This window comes from Candidatus Symbiopectobacterium endolongispinus (genome assembly GCF_018777385.1).
Taxonomy (GTDB): domain Bacteria; phylum Pseudomonadota; class Gammaproteobacteria; order Enterobacterales; family Enterobacteriaceae; genus Symbiopectobacterium; species Symbiopectobacterium endolongispinus.
Window position 1 is genome coordinate 121180 of sequence record NZ_JAFJYB010000003.1, and the last position, 20009, is coordinate 141188.

Genomic DNA, 20009 nt, shown 5'->3' on the forward strand with positions numbered 1-20009 from the left:
GCGATGTAGCATGGTAGATCCTTTCCTCTATCCCACAGAACAGGATAAGAGAAAAACAGCGTGGGAATTATCGGGCGTTAGCCTTAATAAAGCTGCTGACAGTGGTGTCTTGTGCCATGTCATTGATGACATCGCCCAATACCGTATTGACAGCGTTGGTGATTTTTTCATTGGTCGCGGTCAACGCGCCCTGAACGTTATAGGTTGAGCGGTAATTTTTGACCTGCTTGTTGCCGTTGGCCGCCTGAGAGATGATCGAAATATCCGCGCGTGCGGTGATATTATGACGCAGGTTGCCTTCTGAAACGTCAGCATACAGTTGGTTTACCACGATTTGCAGCGCAACCGGGCCACCGGTTCCGATCATGTAACCGCGTGCAGACATCTGTTTTTCCAGCGCCTCTTGCAACAGGAAACGCAGGTCGCGTGAAGGAGTCAAAACGATCAGTTGCCCGTCGCGGTTGATTTTGGCTAATGCCTGATCGGCACGCTGATCGGCCCCGTTGATGCTGACAGCGACGCCCATCAGGGTTGGGTCTTGCGCTGGCACGTTAATTTTAGGAGAGACATCAAGCGTATTGCTTTGATTGGCGCATCCGGCGAACATCAGCACGGCCAATACGGGAAAAAACTGTTTTTTTAACATTGTGCATTTTCTCAGTAATGATTAGGGTGGTTCGCTGGTAAAAAATTCCCGTTATCATACCATTGCCGGCAGCGGGTGAAAGGACGAATTCAGGGGAAATACTCTGGAAATGGCCATTTTTTCGGCGCGATGCGGTGAGATATCGCGATCGCCGGATTGACAGATGGTGTGTTCACCTCATTTTGCTGCCAGTGGAATATACTGTCTGGCAAGATCAACAAGTAACAAAGGACGACGTCATGCATGCCACCATTGAGGCAAAATTGCGCGCAGCTTTTGCCCCCACGCATCTGGATGTGATCAATGAAAGCCATCAACATCGCGTGCCTGCGGGTTCGCAAAGCCATTTCAAGGTGGTATTGGTGAGTGAAACCTTTACCGGACAGCGCACCATTGGCCGTCATCGCGCGGTTTATGCCACGCTAGAGACGGAATTGGAAAATGGCCTGCACGCGCTGGCGCTGCATACTTACACGTCGCAAGAGTGGTCCGATGCGCAGGGCCAGGCCCCGAAATCACCTGCCTGTGGCGGTGCTGGCATTGACGCCTGATTGATGCCAACGCCGCATAAAAAGAGACGCATAAGAGGTGACCGACATCAAAGCGCGCTTATTATCATAATAGTCTGCGCGCTTTTCTCGACCCACTCCTTCTATGCCGCTATAATGCCGCGTCTTATTTTCCGGAAATGTCATCGGGACGCTTCTGACGACAAGGAACAGGGTTCAGATACCAGCTGTTGCTGTCCTGGTTCTGTGGGGTTATGTTCAAACCGACACCCATGCGTATATGGTTTTGGAGCTGACCGAGCACTGTGATTTTTTGAGGTAACAAGATGCAAGTTTCAGTTGAAACCACCCAAGGCCTTGGTCGCCGCGCAACAATTACCGTCACTGCTGATAGCATTGAAGAAGCGGTAAAAAAAGAGCTGGTTAACGTTGCTAAAAAAGCGCGCGTTGACGGTTTTCGTAAAGGCAAAGTGCCGATGAACGTTATAGCTCAGCGTTATGGCGCTTCCGTGCGTCAAGACGTGTTGGGCGATCTGATGCAGCGTCATTTCGTTGACGCCATAATTAAAGAAAAAATCAATCCCGTTGGTGCACCGAACTATGTGCCGGGCGAATATAAGCTGAATGCCGATTTCACCTACGCGGTAGAGTTTGAAGTCTATCCGGAAGTAGAGCTGAAAGGCCTGGACACCATCGAAGTTGAAAAACCGCTGGTTGATGTGGTTGATGCTGACGTTGATGCCATGCTGGAAACGCTGCGCAAGCAACGAGCCACCTGGAAAGATACCGATGCTGCCGCTGGTGCAGAAGATCGCTTAACCGTGGACTTTACCGGCACTATCGACGGCGAAGTGTTCGATGGCGGTAAAGCGTCTGATTTCGTTCTGGCTATGGGTCAGTGCCGCATGATCCCAGGCTTTGAAGAAGGTCTGGTGGGTCACAAAGCCGGTGAAGAGTTCACTATCGACGTGACCTTCCCAGAAGACTACCACGCTGAAAACCTGAAAGGGAAAGCAGCGCAGTTCACTATCGTCCTGAAGAAAGTGGAAGAGCGTGAACTGCCGGAACTGACCGCAGAATTCATCGCACGTTTCGGCGTGGCGGATGGTTCTGTTGAAGGTCTGCGCGCTGAGGTGCGTAAAAACATGAAGCGTGAGCTGAAAGGCGCAGTGCGTAACCGTATCAAGTCTCAGGTGATCGACGGTCTGGTGAAAGCCAATGATATCGACGTTCCTGCTGCGCTGATCGACGGCGAAATTGACGTTCTGCGTCAACAAGCGGCACAACGCTTTGGTGGCAACGCCAAGCAAGCGGCTGAACTGCCGCGTGAACTGTTTGAAGAGCAAGCTAAACGTCGCGTTGTCGTGGGTCTGCTGCTGGGCGAAGTGATCAGCACCAACGAACTGAAAGCGGACGATGATCGCGTTAATGCGCTGATCGAAGAGATGGCTTCTGCCTACGAAGATCAGCAGGAAGTGGTTGCTTACTACAGCAAAAACAAAGAGCTGATGAACAACATGCGCAACGTTGCTCTGGAAGAGCAAGCGGTTGAAGTGGTGTTGACTAAGGCGAAAGTGGTCGAGAAAGCCGTCAGCTTCAACGATCTGATGAACCAGCCTGCTACGGCGTAATTCGCTGTCTGGCTTCGGTCGGTTATCTTTGCCAAAAAAAGCCCGCGCCTATGGCGTGGGCTTTTAGTTATCACTGATTTACGTTTGAAAAGAGCTATCGCCACGGATGTGCCAGATTGCACTATGATAAAACTGTGTGGGTGTGGCATTGAAACGTTTCGCGAGTGATAAAATCCGTATTGTTTCTTGGGCGTGCGACATATTATTTTCTATGCAAAACGCGGTGGGCACGATAACCCTTTAATCTAAAATAAAGGATAGTGTAAGCTTGAAATAGCGCGCAATGCCCCAACTAGAAGAAACAGAGGCGCGTGGTCATGGATTTTGGCGAGTCGGTGTCGTTCTTAAGGTGGACGTCGGGGTGACCGTGATAGTCAACCGTCGTTATCTCAAGTAGAATCTGATACATGGCACCAAAAGCATTTTATCGAGGAGAGGTGAATGTTATACAGTGGCGAACAAGAAAAATTAGCACCCCAAATGGCTTTGGTGCCGATGGTGGTAGAACAGACTTCGCGCGGGGAACGTTCTTACGATATTTTTTCCCGACTGCTTAAAGAACGCATCATCTTCCTGACGGGTCAGGTGGAAGATCATATGGCCAACCTGATCGTTGCTCAGATGCTTTTCCTGGAAGCTGAAAACCCGGAAAAAGATATTTATCTGTACATCAACTCTCCGGGTGGCGTGATTACCGCAGGGATGTCGATTTACGACACCATGAAATTCATTAAACCGGATGTCAGCACCATCTGTATGGGACAAGCCTGCTCTATGGGGGCTTTCCTGCTCACTGCCGGTGCCAAGGGCAAGCGTTTCTGCCTGCCGAATTCGCGCGTGATGATTCACCAGCCGCTGGGAGGATTCCAGGGGCAGGCAACGGATATCGAAATCCATGCGCGTGAAATACTGAAAGTGAAGCAACGTATGAATGAGCTGATGGCTGAACATACGGGCAAACCTCTCGAAGTGATAGAGAGTGACACTGAGCGTGACCGTTTCCTCTCTGCCCATGAAGCAGTAGAGTATGGATTGGTTGACGCCGTGATGAAACACCGCGAATAACGCCGCCGGCCATAGCGTACCTGTGGTTCACGAATGCGCGCTTGCGCGTGATTCAGATTGAAGTGATATCGCTGTTGGGCCTGTGGGCAAGAGATAAAAGAAGAGGTTTACTGATGACAGACAAGCGCAAAGACGGTTCAGGGAAGTTGCTGTACTGTTCTTTCTGCGGCAAAAGCCAGCATGATGTCCGTAAGCTGATTGCCGGGCCGTCAGTGTATATCTGTGATGAATGTGTCGATCTGTGCAATGACATCATTCGCGAAGAGATCAAGGAAGTGGCTCCGCATCGTGGACGCAGTGCGTTACCCACGCCCCATGAAATTCGCCGTCACCTGGATGATTATGTGATTGGTCAGGAGCAGGCGAAAAAGGTTCTGGCGGTTGCGGTTTACAATCACTACAAGCGCTTGCGTAATGGCGACAGCAGCAACGGCATCGAACTGGGCAAGAGTAACATTCTGCTGATTGGCCCGACAGGAAGCGGTAAAACCCTGTTGGCTGAAACGCTGGCCCGTTTCCTGGATGTGCCTTTTACCATGGCGGATGCCACCACGCTGACCGAAGCGGGTTACGTGGGTGAAGATGTGGAAAACATCATCCAGAAGCTGCTGCAAAAATGCGATTACGACGTACAGAAAGCCCAGCGCGGCATTGTGTACATAGACGAAATTGACAAGATTTCACGTAAGTCCGATAACCCCTCCATCACCCGAGACGTGTCGGGCGAAGGGGTGCTGCAGGCTCTGCTGAAACTGATTGAAGGCACCATCGCTGCGGTACCGCCGCAAGGTGGGCGCAAGCACCCGCAACAGGAGTTTTTGCAGGTTGATACCTCCAAGATCCTGTTCATCTGCGGTGGGGCATTTGCTGGTCTGGATAAAGTGATCGAGCAGCGTGTTGATACTGGTCGCGGTATTGGTTTTGCCGCAACGGTGAAGGGTACGGCACAAAAGGCTACCGAAGGCGAATTGCTGGGCCAGGTAGAACCGGGGGATTTGATCAAGTTCGGTCTGATCCCTGAGTTTGTTGGCCGTTTACCGGTGGTTGCGACGCTGAGAGAACTGAGCGAAGATGCGCTGATCCAGATCCTGCGTGAACCGAAAAACGCGCTGACCAAACAGTATCAGGCGCTGTTTAATCTTGAAGGGGTTGAGCTGGAATTCCGTGAAGAAGCGTTGACGGCGATTGCCAAGAAAGCCATGGAGCGCAAAACCGGTGCACGCGGTTTGCGCTCCATCGTGGAGGCGGCGCTGTTGGACACCATGTACGACCTGCCCTCCATGGAGAGCGTCGATAAGGTGGTGATTGATGAGTCGGTGATTGCCGGTCAATCTGAGCCCATGCTGATCTACGGCAAACCTGAAGCGCAGCAAGCGTCTGGCGAATAAATCGTCAATTGCACGCCTGACAAACGTACCTAAAGGGTCGTTGTCACCAGTCTGAAATGGGAGATTTTATCTCCCATTTTTTTCGCATGTTCTGGTCGTTGAATGTCGGATATTTATCCCCATATACTCCAATATTTGTTGGCGAAACCCGTTACATCCGCGTTTCACGAGATTCCTTTAACCTGGCGGAAACGAAACTAAGAGAGAGCTCTATGAACCCTGAGCGTTCCGAACGCATTGAAATCCCCGTATTGCCGTTGCGCGATGTGGTGGTTTATCCGCACATGGTCATTCCGTTGTTTGTTGGCCGGGAGAAATCGATTCGTTGCCTTGAAGCCGCGATGGATCACGATAAAAAGATCATGTTGGTGGCACAAAAAGAGGCTTCAACGGATGAACCCAGTATTAACGATCTTTTCTCGGTAGGAACGGTCGCTTCCATTCTGCAAATGCTGAAACTGCCGGACGGCACGGTCAAAGTGCTGGCCGAAGGGTTGCAGCGTGCGCGTATCACCACGCTGTCTGACGGTGGTGAACATTTTGCTGCCCAGGCGGAATATCTCTCGTCACCAGCGATTGAAGAGCGTGAGCAGGAAGTCCTGATGCGCACGGCGGTCAATCAGTTCGAGGGATACATCAAACTGAACAAGAAAATCCCGCCGGAAGTGTTGACCTCGCTGAACAGCATTGAAGATGCAGCACGTCTGGCGGATACCATTGCCGCTCACATGCCGCTGAAACTGGCTGACAAACAGTCCGTGCTGGAAATGTCTGATATTACGGAACGCCTCGAATATCTGATGGCGATGATGGAATCGGAAATCGACCTGTTGCAGGTGGAAAAACGTATTCGCAGTCGCGTGAAAAAGCAGATGGAGAAAAGCCAGCGCGAGTATTACCTCAACGAGCAGATGAAAGCGATTCAGAAAGAGCTCGGTGAGATGGATGACGCTCCGGATGAACATGAAGCGCTGAAACGCAAGATTGAAGCGGCCAAGATGCCGAAAGAAGCGCGGGAAAAAGCCGAAGCAGAACTGCAAAAACTGAAGATGATGTCACCGATGTCCGCTGAGGCGACAGTGGTGCGCAGCTATATCGACTGGATGGTTCAGGTGCCGTGGAATGCGCGCAGCAAGGTGAAAAAAGACCTGGTCAAAGCGCAGGAAACCCTGGATACCGACCACTACGGTCTGGATCGCGTCAAAGAGCGTATTCTTGAATATCTCGCGGTACAAAGTCGTGTCAGCAAAATCAAAGGGCCGATTCTGTGCCTGGTCGGGCCGCCGGGGGTGGGGAAAACCTCACTGGGGCAGTCCATTGCCAAGGCAACGGGGCGTGAGTACGTGCGTATGGCGCTCGGCGGCGTACGTGATGAAGCGGAAATTCGCGGTCACCGTCGTACTTACATCGGCTCACTGCCGGGCAAACTGATCCAGAAGATGGCCAAGGTTGGGGTAAAAAACCCGCTGTTCCTGTTGGATGAGATCGACAAGATGTCCTCTGACATGCGTGGCGATCCGGCGTCGGCACTGCTTGAGGTATTGGATCCCGAGCAGAACGTCACCTTCAACGACCACTATCTGGAAGTGGATTACGATCTGTCCGATGTGATGTTTGTTGCGACCTCTAACTCGATGAACATTCCTGCGCCGTTGCTGGACCGTATGGAAGTGATTCGCCTGTCTGGCTACACCGAGGATGAGAAGCTCAATATTGCCAAGCGCCATTTGCTGCCGAAGCAGATTGAACGCAACGCACTGAAGAAAGGTGAGTTGACCGTTGATGACAGTGCTATCTCCGGGATCATCCGTTACTACACGCGTGAAGCTGGCGTGCGCAGTCTGGAGCGTGAAATCTCCAAATTGTGCCGTAAAGCGGTAAAAACGCTGCTGATGGATAAAACCGTTAAGCATATTGAGATTACGGGCGATAACCTTAAAGATTTCCTTGGCGTTCAGCGCTTTGACTACGGCCGCGCGGATGAAGAAAACCGCGTTGGGCAGGTCACTGGGTTGGCCTGGACGGAAGTTGGCGGTGATTTGCTGACCATTGAAACCGCGTGCGTGCCGGGCAAGGGGAAATTGACCTACACCGGTTCACTCGGGGAAGTGATGCAGGAGTCTATTCAGGCGGCGCTCACCGTGGTGCGTGCTCGTGCTGAACGACTGGGTATCAATGCCGATTTCCATGAAAAACGTGATATCCACGTGCATGTGCCGGAAGGGGCAACGCCCAAAGATGGCCCAAGCGCCGGGATCGCCATGTGTACTGCGCTGGTTTCCTGCCTGACGGGTAACCCGGTGCGTGCCGATGTAGCGATGACCGGGGAAATCACGCTGCGGGGCTTAGTATTGCCGATCGGGGGCTTGAAAGAGAAACTGTTGGCAGCCCATCGCGGTGGCATTAAGACGGTATTGATTCCTGACGAAAACAAACGCGATTTGGAAGAGATTCCGGCGAATGTGATTGCGGACCTGGAGATTCACCCGGTCAAACGTATCGAGGAAGTGCTTGCGTTAGCGTTACAAAACCCGCCAGACGGTATGCAGCCGGAGCCTGCCAAGGCCAAGCGAGCGCCTGCCAAGGCGAAAGCGGTGCCCGCTAAGGCCGCGAAAGAGTGACCTATCGCAAAAACCCTTGAGAAAAATCACGCTGGCAGCAGAAATGGCGCTTGCCGGCGTTTTTTTGTACCGCTAAGTTATGGCACTGTTAATCTTAGTCAGTACGTTGTGCTAAGGTTTGACAGGATTGAAAAAAGCTACGTGTCGCGTTTTGGGATATTCAGCGTGACAACAGGATTTCAGAGGGGATGAGAGAGTGAACAAGTCACAATTGATCGACAAAATTGCCGCAGATGCTGATATTTCCAAAGCGGCAGCAGGGCGTGTGTTAGATGCAATTATTGGTTCTGTTACCGATTCTCTGAAAGCAGGGGATGACGTTGCACTGGTAGGATTTGGAACGTTCTCCGTGCGTGAGCGTGCAGCTCGCACTGGGCGCAATCCGCAAACGGGCAAGGAAATCAGCATTCCAGCAGCAAAAGTACCGGGCTTCCGTGCCGGTAAATCGCTGAAAGACGCCGTTAACTGATTATCTCGTCACAGGTTTGTGCTGTAATCCGAGTACGTTACCAAACATTACCTGACGCCACGGTGTCGGTAAGGTAAGATAAGGGGCGCATCATTTTATGATGTGCCTTTTTTATGACGGGCGAACACTGCCCATCACCCTGCGGGGCGTCGCGTTGCGGCGTAACGTCTTTCCCGCTCCCCTCTCTGGCAGTTCATGTTCTGGCTTACGGTTTGCCAGACGTGCAGGGAAGCGTGGTTTTAGCCAACGCAGGGCGTGTTATCCATACTACAGCGGAGTGTTGTCACATTATGATGGACAATTTACGCGCGGCCGCTAATAATGTCGTGCTGAAAATTATTCTGGGCTTGATCGTCGCCTCCTTCGTATTGACGGGCGTGGGTGATTACCTTATCGGCGGCTCTAAAGATTACGCCGCCAAAGTCAACGGGCAGGAAATCGGTCGCGCGCAGTTTGAACAAGCGGTGCAAAACGAGCGTAGCCGCATGCAGGAACAGTTGGGAGAAAACTTTTCCGTGCTGGCAGGCAATGACGGCTATATGCAGCAGATGCGTCAGCAGGTGCTCTCGCAGCTGATCGATGAGGAGCTGATTGACCAATACGCCCGTAAGCTTGAGCTTAACATCAGCGATGCACAGATCAAACAGGCTATATTCGCTGTTCCCGCGTTCCATACCAACAACCAGTTCGATAACGAAAAGTACCTGGATCAGGTACGTCGTTTGGGTCTGACACCGGATCGCTATGCGGAGTTGCTGCGTAAGCAACTGGCCACACAGCAACTGATTCAGGGGCTGGGCGCGACGCAATTCTCGCTGCCAAAAGAGATCGACAGTCTGGTGGCGCAGGCCGCTCAGGATCGTGTGGTGAGAACGGCAACGATTGACGTGGCGGCGATTGCCAAAACGCTGAACGTGACGGATGAAGAGGTCAAGGGCTATTACGACAGCAACAAAGGCCGTTTTATCGACCCGGAAGCCTTCAAAGTCAGCTATCTGCTGCTGGATGCCGCACGCGTTATGGACAGTGTGAAAATCACTGATGCTGATATCGCGGCGTTTTACGAGAAGAATAAGCAAGAGTTTACCCAACCTGAGCGCAAGCGCTTTAGCGTGATTCAGCTCAAAACCGAGGCGGACGCCCGTGCCGTGTTGGATGAACTGAAAAACGGTGCCGATTTTGCCGCGCTGGCAAAAGAAAAATCGCAGGATGTGGTATCGCGCCGTAACGGTGGCGATCTGGGCTGGATGGATGCCAATGCCACGGTCGATGAATTGCAGCAGGCAAATTTGACCGAAAAAGGCCAACTCTCCGAGCCGGTAAAATCCTCTGTGGGTTATCTGATTGTACGTCTGGATGACATTCAGGCCGCGCAGGTTAAACCGTTGAGCGCGGTGCGTGATGACATCGCTGTCAGAGCAAAACGCGAAAAAGCGCTGGATGAATTCTTTGCCCTGCAACGTAAAGTCAGCGAAGCGGCAAGCAACGACAATGAGTCGTTAGCATCAGCCGAAGAAGTAGCGGGTCAAAAATCCATTGAGACGGCCTGGTTTAGTCACGATCAAGTGCCTGCTGAACTGAACTTCCCGCAGGTGACGCAGGTTATTTTAGGTGGTACCCTGTTAGGCGATAACGGTGCACCGGGCAGCAAATCCGATGTGATCGGCGTCGGCGTCGGCGTCGGCGTCGATGGCGATCGTGCGATCGTGCTGCGTATCACCGATCACCGTGCAGAAACGCCGCGCCCTCTGGATCAGGTGCGTGATGAGATTGTACAGGTGCTGAAAGTGCAGAAAGCGCAGCAGCAAGCTAACCTACAGGCTGAAAAAATCCTGGTTGACCTGAAACAAGGTAAAGATGACTCGCTGAAAGCGGCCAACCTCAGCTTTGGCGCGCCAGATACGCTCTCCTCGGTTTCTCAGGGCAATGTATTGGCAGAAAGCGTGTTTGCCCTGCCTGTGCCGCAACAGGACAAGGTAAGCTACGGTGTTGCGCGCGATCAGGAGGGCAATGTGGTGCTTGTTGCGCTGGATAGCGTGAAACCACACGCTATCACTGATGAGCAGAAAGCACAGTTTACCAGCCAGGTTGAGCAGAGTGCGGTAACAACGCTGTTTGATACTTTGGTTTCCAGCTTGCGCACCGAAGCGACCATCAAATTAGGTGCCGCCGCTCAGGAGCAGCAACCTCAATAAGCTATGCATTAATTTGTAATCCGCTGTAATAACAAAAGGCCGCTTTCGCGGCCTTTTCCACATTTCAACACTGTGGTTTGTACGATCTCCCTTATTTCGGCACCCTATACCTGCCAATTAATCAATAGGGAGATACCGTATGAAAAGGAAAGGAATGTCTGCGCTGTGTTTGTGTCTGGCCCTGGGCTTATCCACTTTCACCGCAGGGACGCTGGCGCAAACGTGAGAGGTGGCAACAAACGGTGGTGCCTCATAGCCGCCGTCACAGGCAACGGATTCGGCACAGGAAACGGTGAATATCAATACGGCAACCGTACAGCAATTGACCCAGCTACAAGGGATAGGCGCGCGCAGAGCGGAGGCGATAGTTCAATATCGCGATGAGAATGGTCCTTTTACCGACATTGCACAGTTGCAGGAGGTGCCTGGCATCGGGCCGACGCTGATTGATAATAATCGAGCACGCCTCGCGCTGTAAGCGTCCGATGCGTTCTAATCCTGCTCTCTGGGGCGATACCTGCGCGACAATGAGGTTATTCACTGCCGTTATTTTCTGCTAACCTTAGAATCAGGTCCAACCAGTTTGTGGCGTTAATCTGTTTAGGAGTCATTACGTGGTGCATACCTTCATTACCGTTCGTGGCTTTCATATCGATGTCTATCAGCATGTCAATAACGCCCGCTATCTGGAGTTTATGGAGGAGGCGCGTTGGCAATGGCTGGAGAATTTGCCCGCTTTCCAGTGGATGCAACAGCACGGCATTGCGTTTATCGTGGTCAATATCAACATCAATTATCGTACCCCGGCGGTATTAGGGGACGTGTTACGTATCGAAAGTGCGTTGTTGCACCTGAATGCCAAAAGTGGGGTGATTAGCCAAAAGATGGTGCGTACTACGGATGAGGCTGCGGTGGCCGATGCTACCTTAACCTTTGTATGTATCGATCTGACGACGCAAAAGGCATTGCCGCTAGAGGGTGAGCTGTTGTTGCATTTGCAGGCGTTTATGCAGCCACCATCATACGATGATTCACCGCTAGCCTAGTGAATGCGGGGGGAGAGGCGAGCCTACTCACCCCGCTATTCGGTTGACCTTATTGCAAACCGGTTTTACGTTTCATTGATGCCATCACTCCGACCCGATCCTGCTGATACTGCGTTAAGCCATTTGCACGCAAATGACATGCGGCACAGTGGCCGCAACCGTCGCCCTGAATCCCGTTGTAGCAGGTCAGCGTTTGGCTGCGTACCGTATCAAGATGGTGGTAATGGTCAGCTAACGCCCAGGTTTCCGCCTTGTTGAGCCACATGAGCGGTGTAATAAACTGAATATCACGGGCGATGCCGAGCACGATAGCGTGATTCAGGGCTTTGACAAACTCATCGCGGCAGTCAAGGTAGCCCGAAAAGTCGGTCTCACAGACGCCAGTGATCACCGCTTCAGCGCCGACTTGATAGGCATAAATGGCTGCCAGCGTAAGAAACAGAATATTGCGTCCGGGCACGAACGTGCTCGGAATACCGGACGCAGAGGCGTCGTAATCGGGTACGGCAATATTGTCGCGCGTCAGGCTACTGACAGCCAATTCATTGAGTAAACCGACATCCAGCACTTTGTGTGCTTTGGCACCCAATTGGTTTGCAAGCGCACGCAATATCGATTTCCGCCCGATGGCGTTGACCGTAGTCGAATGTGACACAGTGCACTTCATCATACAGGCTGAGTTCCTGAATCAGACAGGTGGTGGAATCCTGCCCGCCGCTGAAAACGACAACCGCGCGTTTTGTCATTGCTCTACCTTTGATGCTCAAGGGCGATATGTCCAGTGTAACATAAGAGATACATGCTATAGCAAAAACGCTTCGTTTTCAGCGTTAACTCGGTATCAGGCCAAAATCAGCTCTAGTTGATCCTGTGATTGCCCCGCGTTGAGTTGCGCCAGATACGGGCTGATATCGCCGATGTTTTGCGCTACCCATTCGGCATTGTAATAGGTATCCAGATAGCGCTCCCCGCTGTCACACAGCAAGGTGACAATCGCCCCTTGTTTACCCTGCGTACGCATCTGATTAGCCAGTTGCAACATGCCCCAGACGTTAGTGCCAGTGGATGCGCCGACCTTGCGTCCCAGAATACTCTCCAGCCAATACAGTGTGGCAATGCTGGCTGCATCCGGTACCTGCATCATGCTGTCGATCACATCAGGAATAAAAGAGGGTTCTGCGCGTGGGCGACCAATTCCCTCAATTTTACTGCCACAGTGTCCCGTCAGGGTGCGGTCGCGTTGATGATAGTAATCAAAAAACACCGAGTTCTGCGGATCGACCACCATCAACTGTGAGTCGATACCCTGATAGCGAATATAGCGACCTAAAGTGGTAGAAGTGCCGCCAGTACCCGCACTCATCACTATGTAATCGGGAACCGGATAGGGTTCACGCGCCATCTGGCGGAAAATACTGTCAGCAATATTGTTATTGCCGCGCCAATCGGTAGCGCGTTCGGCGTAGGTAAACTGATCCATATAGTGTCCGTTCAGTTCACGAGCCAGTTGTTCCGATGCCGCATAGATCTAGCTGGATTGCTCAACGAAGTGGCAGTGTCTACCGTAGAAGGCAATCTGTTCCACTTTGCGCTTGGCTGTACAACTGGGCATAACGGCAATAAAAGGCAGGCCTAACAGACGAGCAAAATAGGCTTACGAGATGGCGGTGCTGCCGGAAGACGCTTCAATAATGAGGGTGCCTTCCTTAAATCCAGCCGTTGCACAAGCCATAAAGAAACAGCGATCGTGCCAGACGATGTTTCAGGCTGCCGCTTGGGTGCGTGCTTTCATCTTTGAGATAGAAGTAAATCCCTGGATAGTGCGGTAACGTCAGGCGAATCAGATGGGTATCGGCTGAACGCTGAAAATCCGCTTCTATAGCGCTAATGGCCTGTTTCACCCATGCCGTTGTCATGATATTGCTCTCTTTACCTGTTTTGCATTTATAGGGATAGCCTATCTGGTTTTGCGGAAAAAAGGATTGTTTTTTTAACTTCAATTAATGGTTGAAAGGGTGTTTTTTTCTTTTTAATTTCTTTATTGGGGGTTTATTTTCTCCCATATTGGGTTTTTATGGAAATTAGTCTGTTTTATGGCTCTGGCGAAGGATGATAAAAGGAAAATCAGCGGGTTTTTCCGCACTTTGGTTGCCTTTTCATTCTGTTGCGCGTGAAATAGGGGAAAAATGATTATGGAATGCCGCTATGCTGGATAAAATCGATCGTGCGCTGCTTAACCTGTTGCAACACGACTGCACCTTGTTGTTGCAAACGCTGGCCGATGCAGTGCATTTGACATCGACTCCCTGCTGGAAACGTCTAAAACGTCTGGAAGAAGAGGGCTACATCCGTGCTCGCGTTGCGCCGCTGGATAACGAACGTCTGGGGCTTGGGTTGACGGCTTTTGTGTTATTAAAAACGCAGCAACACAACAGTGCCTGGTATTAAAATTTTTCCCAGGTGGTGTCGGATATGCCCGAAGTATTGTCATTTTATCGCATGGCGGGAGAGTACGATTACCTGATGCAGGTAGGTCGCCGACATGAAAAGCTATGATAATTTTTACAAACGTCTGGTAAGCGGCATTCCTGGCCTGATTGATGTGACCTCCAGCTTTGCCATGGAGCGGATAAAGCACACCACCGCACTCCCGATCGTGCCATGATGGATCTCCTCTCTGAGATTCTGCTTTCGGGCCAGCGCAAGCGCTGTTCAAAACGTTAAGGTTTTGTCCTGCAACCCGAATTATTTCGGGTATAAATGATGACGCGCATAAGCTTTCTGTATAATGGCCCTGTGATGTTTCGCAGCCCTTTCTGAAAAATGGAATAACAACAGCGTGCGACTTTTTGCTCAATTGGCCTGGTATTTTCGTCGAGAATGGCGGCGATACCTCGGGGCCGTGGTTCTTCTTATTATTATCGCCATCCTGCAACTGCTACCACCCAAGCTGGTTGGGGTGATTGTGGATGGTGTTACGCGCGACGTGATGCCCGCGGCGACGGTGATGAAATGGATCGGCGTGATGCTGCTGATCGCGGTTATGGTGTATCTGTTGCGCTATGTGTGGCGTATCTTTTTGTTTGGTGCTTCATACCAGTTGGCTGTGGAGTTGCGCGACGATTTCTACCGCCAGTTGAGCCGCCAGCATCCTGCCTTTTATCTGCGCCATCGCACCGGCGATCTGATTGCCCGAGCAACCAACGATGTCGATCGTGTGGTGTTTGCTGCTGGTGAAGGCGTGTTGACGCTAGTGGATTCCATGGTAATGGGATATGCGTTGTTGGTGGTGATGAGTACCCAAATCAGTTGGCAGCTTACGCTGTTGGCGCTGTTGCCGATGCCCATCATGGCGTTGGTGATCAAACACTATGGTACGCAGTTGCATCAGCGTTTTAAGGGTGCACAGGCGGCATTCTCTTCGCTTAACGATCAGGCGCAAGAAAGCCTGACCAGCATTCGCATGATTAAGGCCTTTGGGTTGGAGGATTATCAGTCGAACCGGTTTGCGGCAGTGGCTGAGGATGCGGGGCAAAAAAACATGCACGTGGCCCGGGTAGATGCGCGTTTCGAACCGACGATTTATATCGCTGTCGGTTTCTCGCATTTGCTTGCCGTTGGCGGCGGCAGTTGGATGATTATTCAGGGGACGTTGACGTTAGGGCAACTGACCAGTTTCGTGATGTATCTGGGCCTGATGATTTGGCCGATGCTGGCGCTGGCATGGATGTTCAACATCGTGGAGCGCGGGAGTGCGGCTTATGGGCGTATTCGCCAACTGTTGAATGAAGTACCGGTGGTGGCAGACGGCGATGCATTTCTGCCTCAGGGCCGCGGTAGCCTTGATGTTGATATTCGCGCCTTTGCTTATCCGCAACAATCGCGTCCGGTACTTGACCGGGTGGCGTTCTCGCTTGCACCGGGCAACATGCTGGGACTGTGTGGCCCCACCGGTTCCGGTAAAAGCACGCTGTTGGCCTTGATCCTGCGCCATTACGATCTCGATGACGGCGAGATTCGCTTTCATGGGCTTCCGCTTGCGACGCTGAATCTGGATAGCCTTCGCCAACGTTTTGCGGTGGTCTGGCAAACGCCCTTTTTATTCTCCGACACCGTGGCGAACAATATTGCACTCGGGAACCCCAGCGCCACGCTGGCGCAGATTCAACATGCTGCGCGTCTGGCCAGCGTCCATGACGACATTACGCGCTTACCACAAAGTTATGAAACCCAAGTGGGGGAACGCGGCGTGATGCTCTCCGGTGGACAAAAACAGCGTATTGCCATTGCGCGCGCGCTGCTGTTGGACGCGGAGATATTGGTTCTTGATTATGCGCTCTCGGCGGTTGATGGGCGCACTGAGCACCATATTTTGCAAAACCTGAAACGTTGGGGAGAGAAACGCACCCTGATTATCAGCGCGCACCGGCTTTCGGCCCTCACTGAAGCCGACGAAATTCTGGTTTTACAGCAGGGTGGCGTGGCGCAGCGCGGTAGCCACGGCGCATTAGCGTCGCAAGTCGGATGGTATCGCGACATGTTTCGCTATCAGCAGTTAGAGGCGGCGCTGGATGAAGAGCCGGTCAAGGGAGATATGACAATTGACTAACGCAAAGCGGTTATGGCCGACGTTAAAGCGGCTATTGGCGTATGGTTCCCCCTGGCGGAAATCCCTGATGTTGGGCGTGGTGATGTTCTGGATGGCGGCCGCTGCCGAGGTGGCTGGGCCCGCACTGGTAAGCTATTTCATCGATAACCTGGTGGCAAAAGGCAATGTTCCTCTGGCTCTGGCAGGGGGCTTGGCGGCGGTTTATATCCTGCTGCAATTGTCCGCCGCACTATTGCATTACGTGCAATCGCTGTTGTTCAACCGCGTTGCGGTAGGGGTGGTGCAACAATTGCGTATTGATGTGATGGATGCTGCGTTGCGTCAACCGCTGAGTACCTTTGATACGCAGCCGGTGGGACAACTGATTTCCCGTGTTACCAACGATACCGAGGTGGTGCGCGATCTGTATGTCACCGTGGTTTCCACCGTGCTGCGCAGCACGGCGCTGATCGGTGCCATGCTGGTAGCCATGTTAACACTCGATTGGCACATGGCGCTGATTGCCGTTATGATCTTCCCCGCAGTGGCTATTGTGATGGCGATCTATCAGCATTTCAGTACGCCGATTGTGCGGCGTCTGCGCCGTTATCTGGCAGATATTAACGATGGTTTTAATGAAGCGATCTCGGGGATGTCCGTGATCCAGCAATTTCGCCAACAGTCGCGGTTTGGTGAGAAACTGGGTGCTTCAAGCCGTGCGCATTTTCAGGCGCGGATGCAGACGCTGCGTCTGGATGGCGTGCTGCTGCGTCCGCTATTGAGCCTGTTTTCCGCTATGGTGCTGTGTGGGCTGTTGATTCAGTTTGGTTTTAGTTCGGTGGGAACGGTAGGCGTTGGCGTGCTCTATGTCTTTATCAGCTATCTGGGGCTTCTTAACGAGCCGCTGATTGCGCTGACCACCCAGCAGTCCATGTTGCAGCAGGCGGTGGTGGCCGGTGAGCGTATCTTTGAACTGATGGATGCGGTGCAGCAGTCCTACGGCGATGATTCACGTCCGTTAGCGGCGGGCAGCATCGAGATGGACAACGTTTCTTTTGCCTATCGGGATAATCAGCGCGTCCTGAACCATATCAGCGTTCAGGTGCCGGCGCGCGGCTTTGTGGCGCTCGTGGGGCACACCGGCAGCGGCAAGAGTACGTTAGCGAGTTTGCTGATGGGGTATTATCAGCCGGATGAAGGGATGATTCGGTTGGATGACCGTCCGCTGACGTCGCTATCCCATCAGGCATTACGACAAAATGTCGCAATGGTGCAACAAGACCCCATGGTACTGGCGGATTCACTTTATGCCAACGTTACGCTGGGGCGTGATATTCCTGAAGATGAAGTGTGGTGCGTGCTGGAGATTGTACAACTCACTGCGCTGGCAACGGCACTGCCCGAAGGCATACATAGCACCATTGGCGAGCAAGGCAATACGCTTTCTGTGGGACAGAAGCAGCTTCTTTCCCTGGCCCGTGTGCTGGTGAAACCGCCCAAAATACTGATTCTCGACGAGGCGACGGCCAACATTGATTCCGGTACCGAGCAAGCGGTTCAGCGCGCATTGCGTCTTATCCGTCGCCACACTACGTTGGTGGTGATTGCGCACCGTCTTTCCACTGTGGTCGAGGCTGATAACATATTGGTGCTACATCATGGTGAAACGGTGGAGCAGGGGACGCACGAGCAATTATTGCAACGTCGCGGGTGTTACTACCAGATGTATCAACTGCAACTGGCTGCCAGCGAGGATGAACCCATTTCTGCCATCTGAACACAGGCACACTGCCTGTTGCGCTGGATTTTTATCCGCGCACCATCAACAGGCAGATGATTTTCATTTTTCCGGCCTATGCACCGCAATTACGCGCAATGCACCAAATTGATGCATTGCGTGTGCGCAACATCACATCTTTATCCTTTCCTTTACTTCTCCTGGCAGGTTCCACATTATTTCCCTGTGCAATTATCGGTTCCTTTCATTTATGGCACAGCCTTTGCTTTATCCCAGTCGTGAAGGTTATTCGAAATGGTGGCGGGCGTAAGTCTGAACTTAATTGGTAAGGGGAAGATAATGAAACTGGTTACTGTGGTGATAAAACCATTCAAGCTGGAAGATGTGCGTGAAGCCTTATATTCTGTCAGCATCCAGGGTCTCACTGTCACTGAGGTGAAGGGATTTGGACGCCAGAAAGGCCATGCCGAGCTGTATCGCGGTGCTGAATATAGTGTCAATTTTTTGCCGAAAGTGAAAATTGATATTGCTATCGCTGACGATCAGGTTGATGAAGTCGTTGATGTGATTAGTAAAGCGGCTTACACTGGTAAAATTGGCGACGGTAAGATTTTTGTTGCTGAACTGCAACGCGTTATCCGTATTCGTACGGGCGAAACTGACGACGCCGCACTGTAATGCTCGCTGACGAAAAATTGGGATGGATGAAAATGAAAATACGTGTCTCTTCATTATTAGGCCTTGCCGCCGCAGTGTTACTTCCGTCGCTGGCAATGGCCGCTGATACACCAGCAATCGATAAAGCGGACAACGCTTTTATGATGATTTGTACCGCGCTGGTACTGTTCAGACGCTGCCCGGCATTGTGCTGCTCTACGGCGGCCTGATTCGTTCTAAAAACGTGCTCTCCATGCTGGCGCAGGTTACCGTAACGTTCGCAATGGTGTGTGTGCTGTTGGTTATCTACGGCTACAGCATGGCTTTTGCAACCGGTAATGCCTTCTTTGGCGGCCTGGATATGTTCATGCTTAAAGGCATTGAGCTGACATCACAATCAGGTACGATTTATCAACTGATTCACGTCGCTTTCCAGGCTTCCTTCGCGTGCATTACTGTCGCGCTGGTGGAGGGTGCGATTGCTGAACGTATCCGTTTCTCTGCGGTGCTGATTTTTGCCGCTATCTGGCTGACGTTCTCTTACCTGCCGTTGACGCACATGGTCTGGGGCGGCGGTTTCCTGGCGGCTGATGGCGCGCTGGACTTTGCAGGTGGTACCGTGGCGCACATCAATGCCGCTGTTGCGGGGTTGACCGGTGCTTATCTGCTGGGCAAACGTGCCGGTTTCGGTAAAGAAGCCTTCAAACCGCATAACCTGCCGATGGTGTTTACCGGCACGGCTATCCTATATATCGGTTGGTTCGGCTTCAACGCAGGCTTTGCCGCTGCTGTGAACGAAATTGCCGGTCTGGCATTCCTGAACACCGTAGTCGCAACCGCTGGTGCAATTCTGGCGTGGGTTATCGGTGAGTGGATGGCGCGTAGTAAACCTTCTCTGCTGGGTGCTTGTTCTGGTTGTATCGCAGGCCTGGTTGCTATCACGCCAGCAGCGGGAACCGTGGGTGTGAGTGGTGCGCTGATCATTGGTCTGGTCGGTGGTTTCGTTGGCCTGTGGGGCGTAACGGTACTGAAAAGATGACTGCGCGTGGATGACCCGTGTGACGTGTTCGGTGTGCACGGCGTGTGCGGTATCGTTGGTTGTATCCTGACGGGGGGTATTCACCCCTGCATCTCTGGGCGGCACGGGCTACGCGGAAGGCGTTACCATGGCGCATCAGGTTTGGGTACAGCTGTTCAGCGTAATCGTCGCGTTCATCTGGTCCGGTGTTGCTGCCTTCATCGCATTCAAAGTCGCAGACCTGGCCGTTGGCCTGCGTATGCCGGAAGAACAAGAGCGTGAAGGCCTGGATGTTAACAGCCACGGCGAAAACGCTTACAACCAGTAATTTCTAAACGATATATAAAACGCGGGCCAAGGCCCGCGTTGTCCTACTCACACCGTCATTCCCGCGAAAGCGGGAATCTTGTACCCGCTAAATGCGTTTATTCTTATAAA

The 20009-nt window shown here is 52.3% G+C and carries 13 protein-coding genes and 4 pseudogenes; 14 read left to right on the forward strand and 3 right to left on the reverse strand.

The window, feature by feature from the left end:
- Positions 1-67: 67 nt before the first annotated feature.
- Positions 68-646, reverse strand: coding sequence for a lipoprotein (locus tag JZM30_RS12125; RefSeq protein WP_252318961.1), 579 nt, complete (start codon positions 644-646; stop codon positions 68-70).
- Positions 647-885: 239 nt separating this feature from the next.
- Here JZM30_RS12125 and bolA point away from each other — a divergent pair, with 239 nt between their 5' ends.
- The 9 genes from bolA (at position 886) to JZM30_RS12170 (ending at position 11570) form a co-directional block, all read left to right on the forward strand.
- Complete coding sequence (gene bolA, locus JZM30_RS12130) at positions 886-1197, forward strand: transcriptional regulator BolA (RefSeq protein ID WP_252318962.1); 312 nt, start codon at positions 886-888, stop codon at positions 1195-1197.
- Positions 1198-1481: 284 nt separating this feature from the next.
- Positions 1482-2786, forward strand: a complete 1305-nt coding sequence (gene tig, locus JZM30_RS12135) for a trigger factor (RefSeq protein WP_252318963.1) — start codon at positions 1482-1484, stop codon at positions 2784-2786.
- A 441-nt stretch (positions 2787-3227) separates the two neighbouring features.
- Positions 3228-3851: an ATP-dependent Clp endopeptidase proteolytic subunit ClpP gene (gene clpP / locus JZM30_RS12140; protein ID WP_252318964.1), complete on the forward strand. Its 624-nt coding sequence runs from the start codon at positions 3228-3230 to the stop codon at positions 3849-3851.
- A 113-nt stretch (positions 3852-3964) separates the two neighbouring features.
- Positions 3965-5239 (forward strand): ATP-dependent protease ATP-binding subunit ClpX, encoded by a 1275-nt coding sequence (gene clpX / locus JZM30_RS12145; protein WP_252318965.1) that lies wholly within the window; start codon positions 3965-3967, stop codon positions 5237-5239.
- Between the two features lie 212 nt (positions 5240-5451).
- Positions 5452-7860, forward strand: coding sequence for an endopeptidase La (gene lon, locus JZM30_RS12150; RefSeq protein ID WP_252318970.1), 2409 nt, complete (start codon positions 5452-5454; stop codon positions 7858-7860).
- Positions 7861-8056: 196 nt separating this feature from the next.
- A complete protein-coding gene (gene hupB / locus JZM30_RS12155) occupies positions 8057-8329 on the forward strand; it encodes a nucleoid-associated protein HU-beta (RefSeq protein ID WP_195315237.1) in 273 nt (90 codons plus the stop codon).
- 290 nt (positions 8330-8619) lie between these two features.
- A complete protein-coding gene (gene ppiD, locus JZM30_RS12160; RefSeq protein WP_252318971.1) occupies positions 8620-10524 on the forward strand; it encodes a peptidylprolyl isomerase in 1905 nt (634 codons plus the stop codon).
- Between the two features lie 292 nt (positions 10525-10816).
- Positions 10817-11002, forward strand: coding sequence for a ComEA family DNA-binding protein (locus JZM30_RS12165; RefSeq protein ID WP_252318973.1), 186 nt, complete (start codon positions 10817-10819; stop codon positions 11000-11002).
- 139 nt (positions 11003-11141) lie between these two features.
- Positions 11142-11570 (forward strand): acyl-CoA thioesterase, encoded by a 429-nt coding sequence (locus JZM30_RS12170; protein ID WP_252319655.1) that lies wholly within the window; start codon positions 11142-11144, stop codon positions 11568-11570.
- A gap of 49 nt (positions 11571-11619) precedes the next feature.
- Here the strand turns inward: JZM30_RS12170 and queC are convergent.
- Together queC and JZM30_RS12180 are read right to left on the reverse strand one after the other, a co-directional pair.
- Positions 11620-12316: pseudogene (gene queC / locus JZM30_RS12175) on the reverse strand (7-cyano-7-deazaguanine synthase QueC).
- Between the two features lie 95 nt (positions 12317-12411).
- A pseudogene (locus JZM30_RS12180) lies at positions 12412-13486 on the reverse strand (PLP-dependent cysteine synthase family protein).
- A 289-nt stretch (positions 13487-13775) separates the two neighbouring features.
- On the opposite strand from JZM30_RS12180, the pseudogene JZM30_RS12185 reads away from it, so the two are divergent.
- The 5 genes and pseudogenes from JZM30_RS12185 to amtB all read left to right on the forward strand — a co-directional run bounded on the left by JZM30_RS12185 (position 13776) and on the right by amtB (position 19899).
- A pseudogene (locus JZM30_RS12185) lies at positions 13776-14235 on the forward strand (Lrp/AsnC family transcriptional regulator).
- 174 nt (positions 14236-14409) lie between these two features.
- Positions 14410-16179, forward strand: a complete 1770-nt coding sequence (locus JZM30_RS12190; protein WP_252318974.1) for a SmdA family multidrug ABC transporter permease/ATP-binding protein — start codon at positions 14410-14412, stop codon at positions 16177-16179.
- Positions 16172-17935: a SmdB family multidrug efflux ABC transporter permease/ATP-binding protein gene (locus JZM30_RS12195; protein WP_252318975.1), complete on the forward strand. Its 1764-nt coding sequence runs from the start codon at positions 16172-16174 to the stop codon at positions 17933-17935. Before JZM30_RS12190 ends, JZM30_RS12195 begins: the two co-directional genes overlap by 8 nt.
- Before the next feature lie 300 nt (positions 17936-18235).
- Complete coding sequence (gene glnK / locus JZM30_RS12200) at positions 18236-18574, forward strand: P-II family nitrogen regulator (protein ID WP_252318976.1); 339 nt, start codon at positions 18236-18238, stop codon at positions 18572-18574.
- 32 nt (positions 18575-18606) lie between these two features.
- Positions 18607-19899 (forward strand): annotated as a pseudogene (amtB, locus tag JZM30_RS12205) (ammonium transporter AmtB).
- The last annotated feature ends 110 nt before the right edge of the window (positions 19900-20009 follow it).

Bases quoted from the DNA above. Each gene is read 5' to 3' on its own strand.
- JZM30_RS12125 (WP_252318961.1), bottom strand. From the start codon at position 646: ATGTTAAAAAAACAGTTTTTTCCCGTATTGGCCGTGCTGATGTTCGCC.
- bolA (WP_252318962.1), top strand. From the start codon at position 886: ATGCATGCCACCATTGAGGCAAAATTGCGCGCAGCTTTTGCCCCCACG.
- tig (WP_252318963.1), top strand. From the start codon at position 1,482: ATGCAAGTTTCAGTTGAAACCACCCAAGGCCTTGGTCGCCGCGCAACA.
- clpP (WP_252318964.1), top strand. From the start codon at position 3,228: ATGTTATACAGTGGCGAACAAGAAAAATTAGCACCCCAAATGGCTTTG.
- clpX (WP_252318965.1), top strand. From the start codon at position 3,965: ATGACAGACAAGCGCAAAGACGGTTCAGGGAAGTTGCTGTACTGTTCT.
- lon (WP_252318970.1), top strand. From the start codon at position 5,452: ATGAACCCTGAGCGTTCCGAACGCATTGAAATCCCCGTATTGCCGTTG.
- ppiD (WP_252318971.1), top strand. From the start codon at position 8,620: ATGATGGACAATTTACGCGCGGCCGCTAATAATGTCGTGCTGAAAATT.
- glnK (WP_252318976.1), top strand. From the start codon at position 18,236: ATGAAACTGGTTACTGTGGTGATAAAACCATTCAAGCTGGAAGATGTG.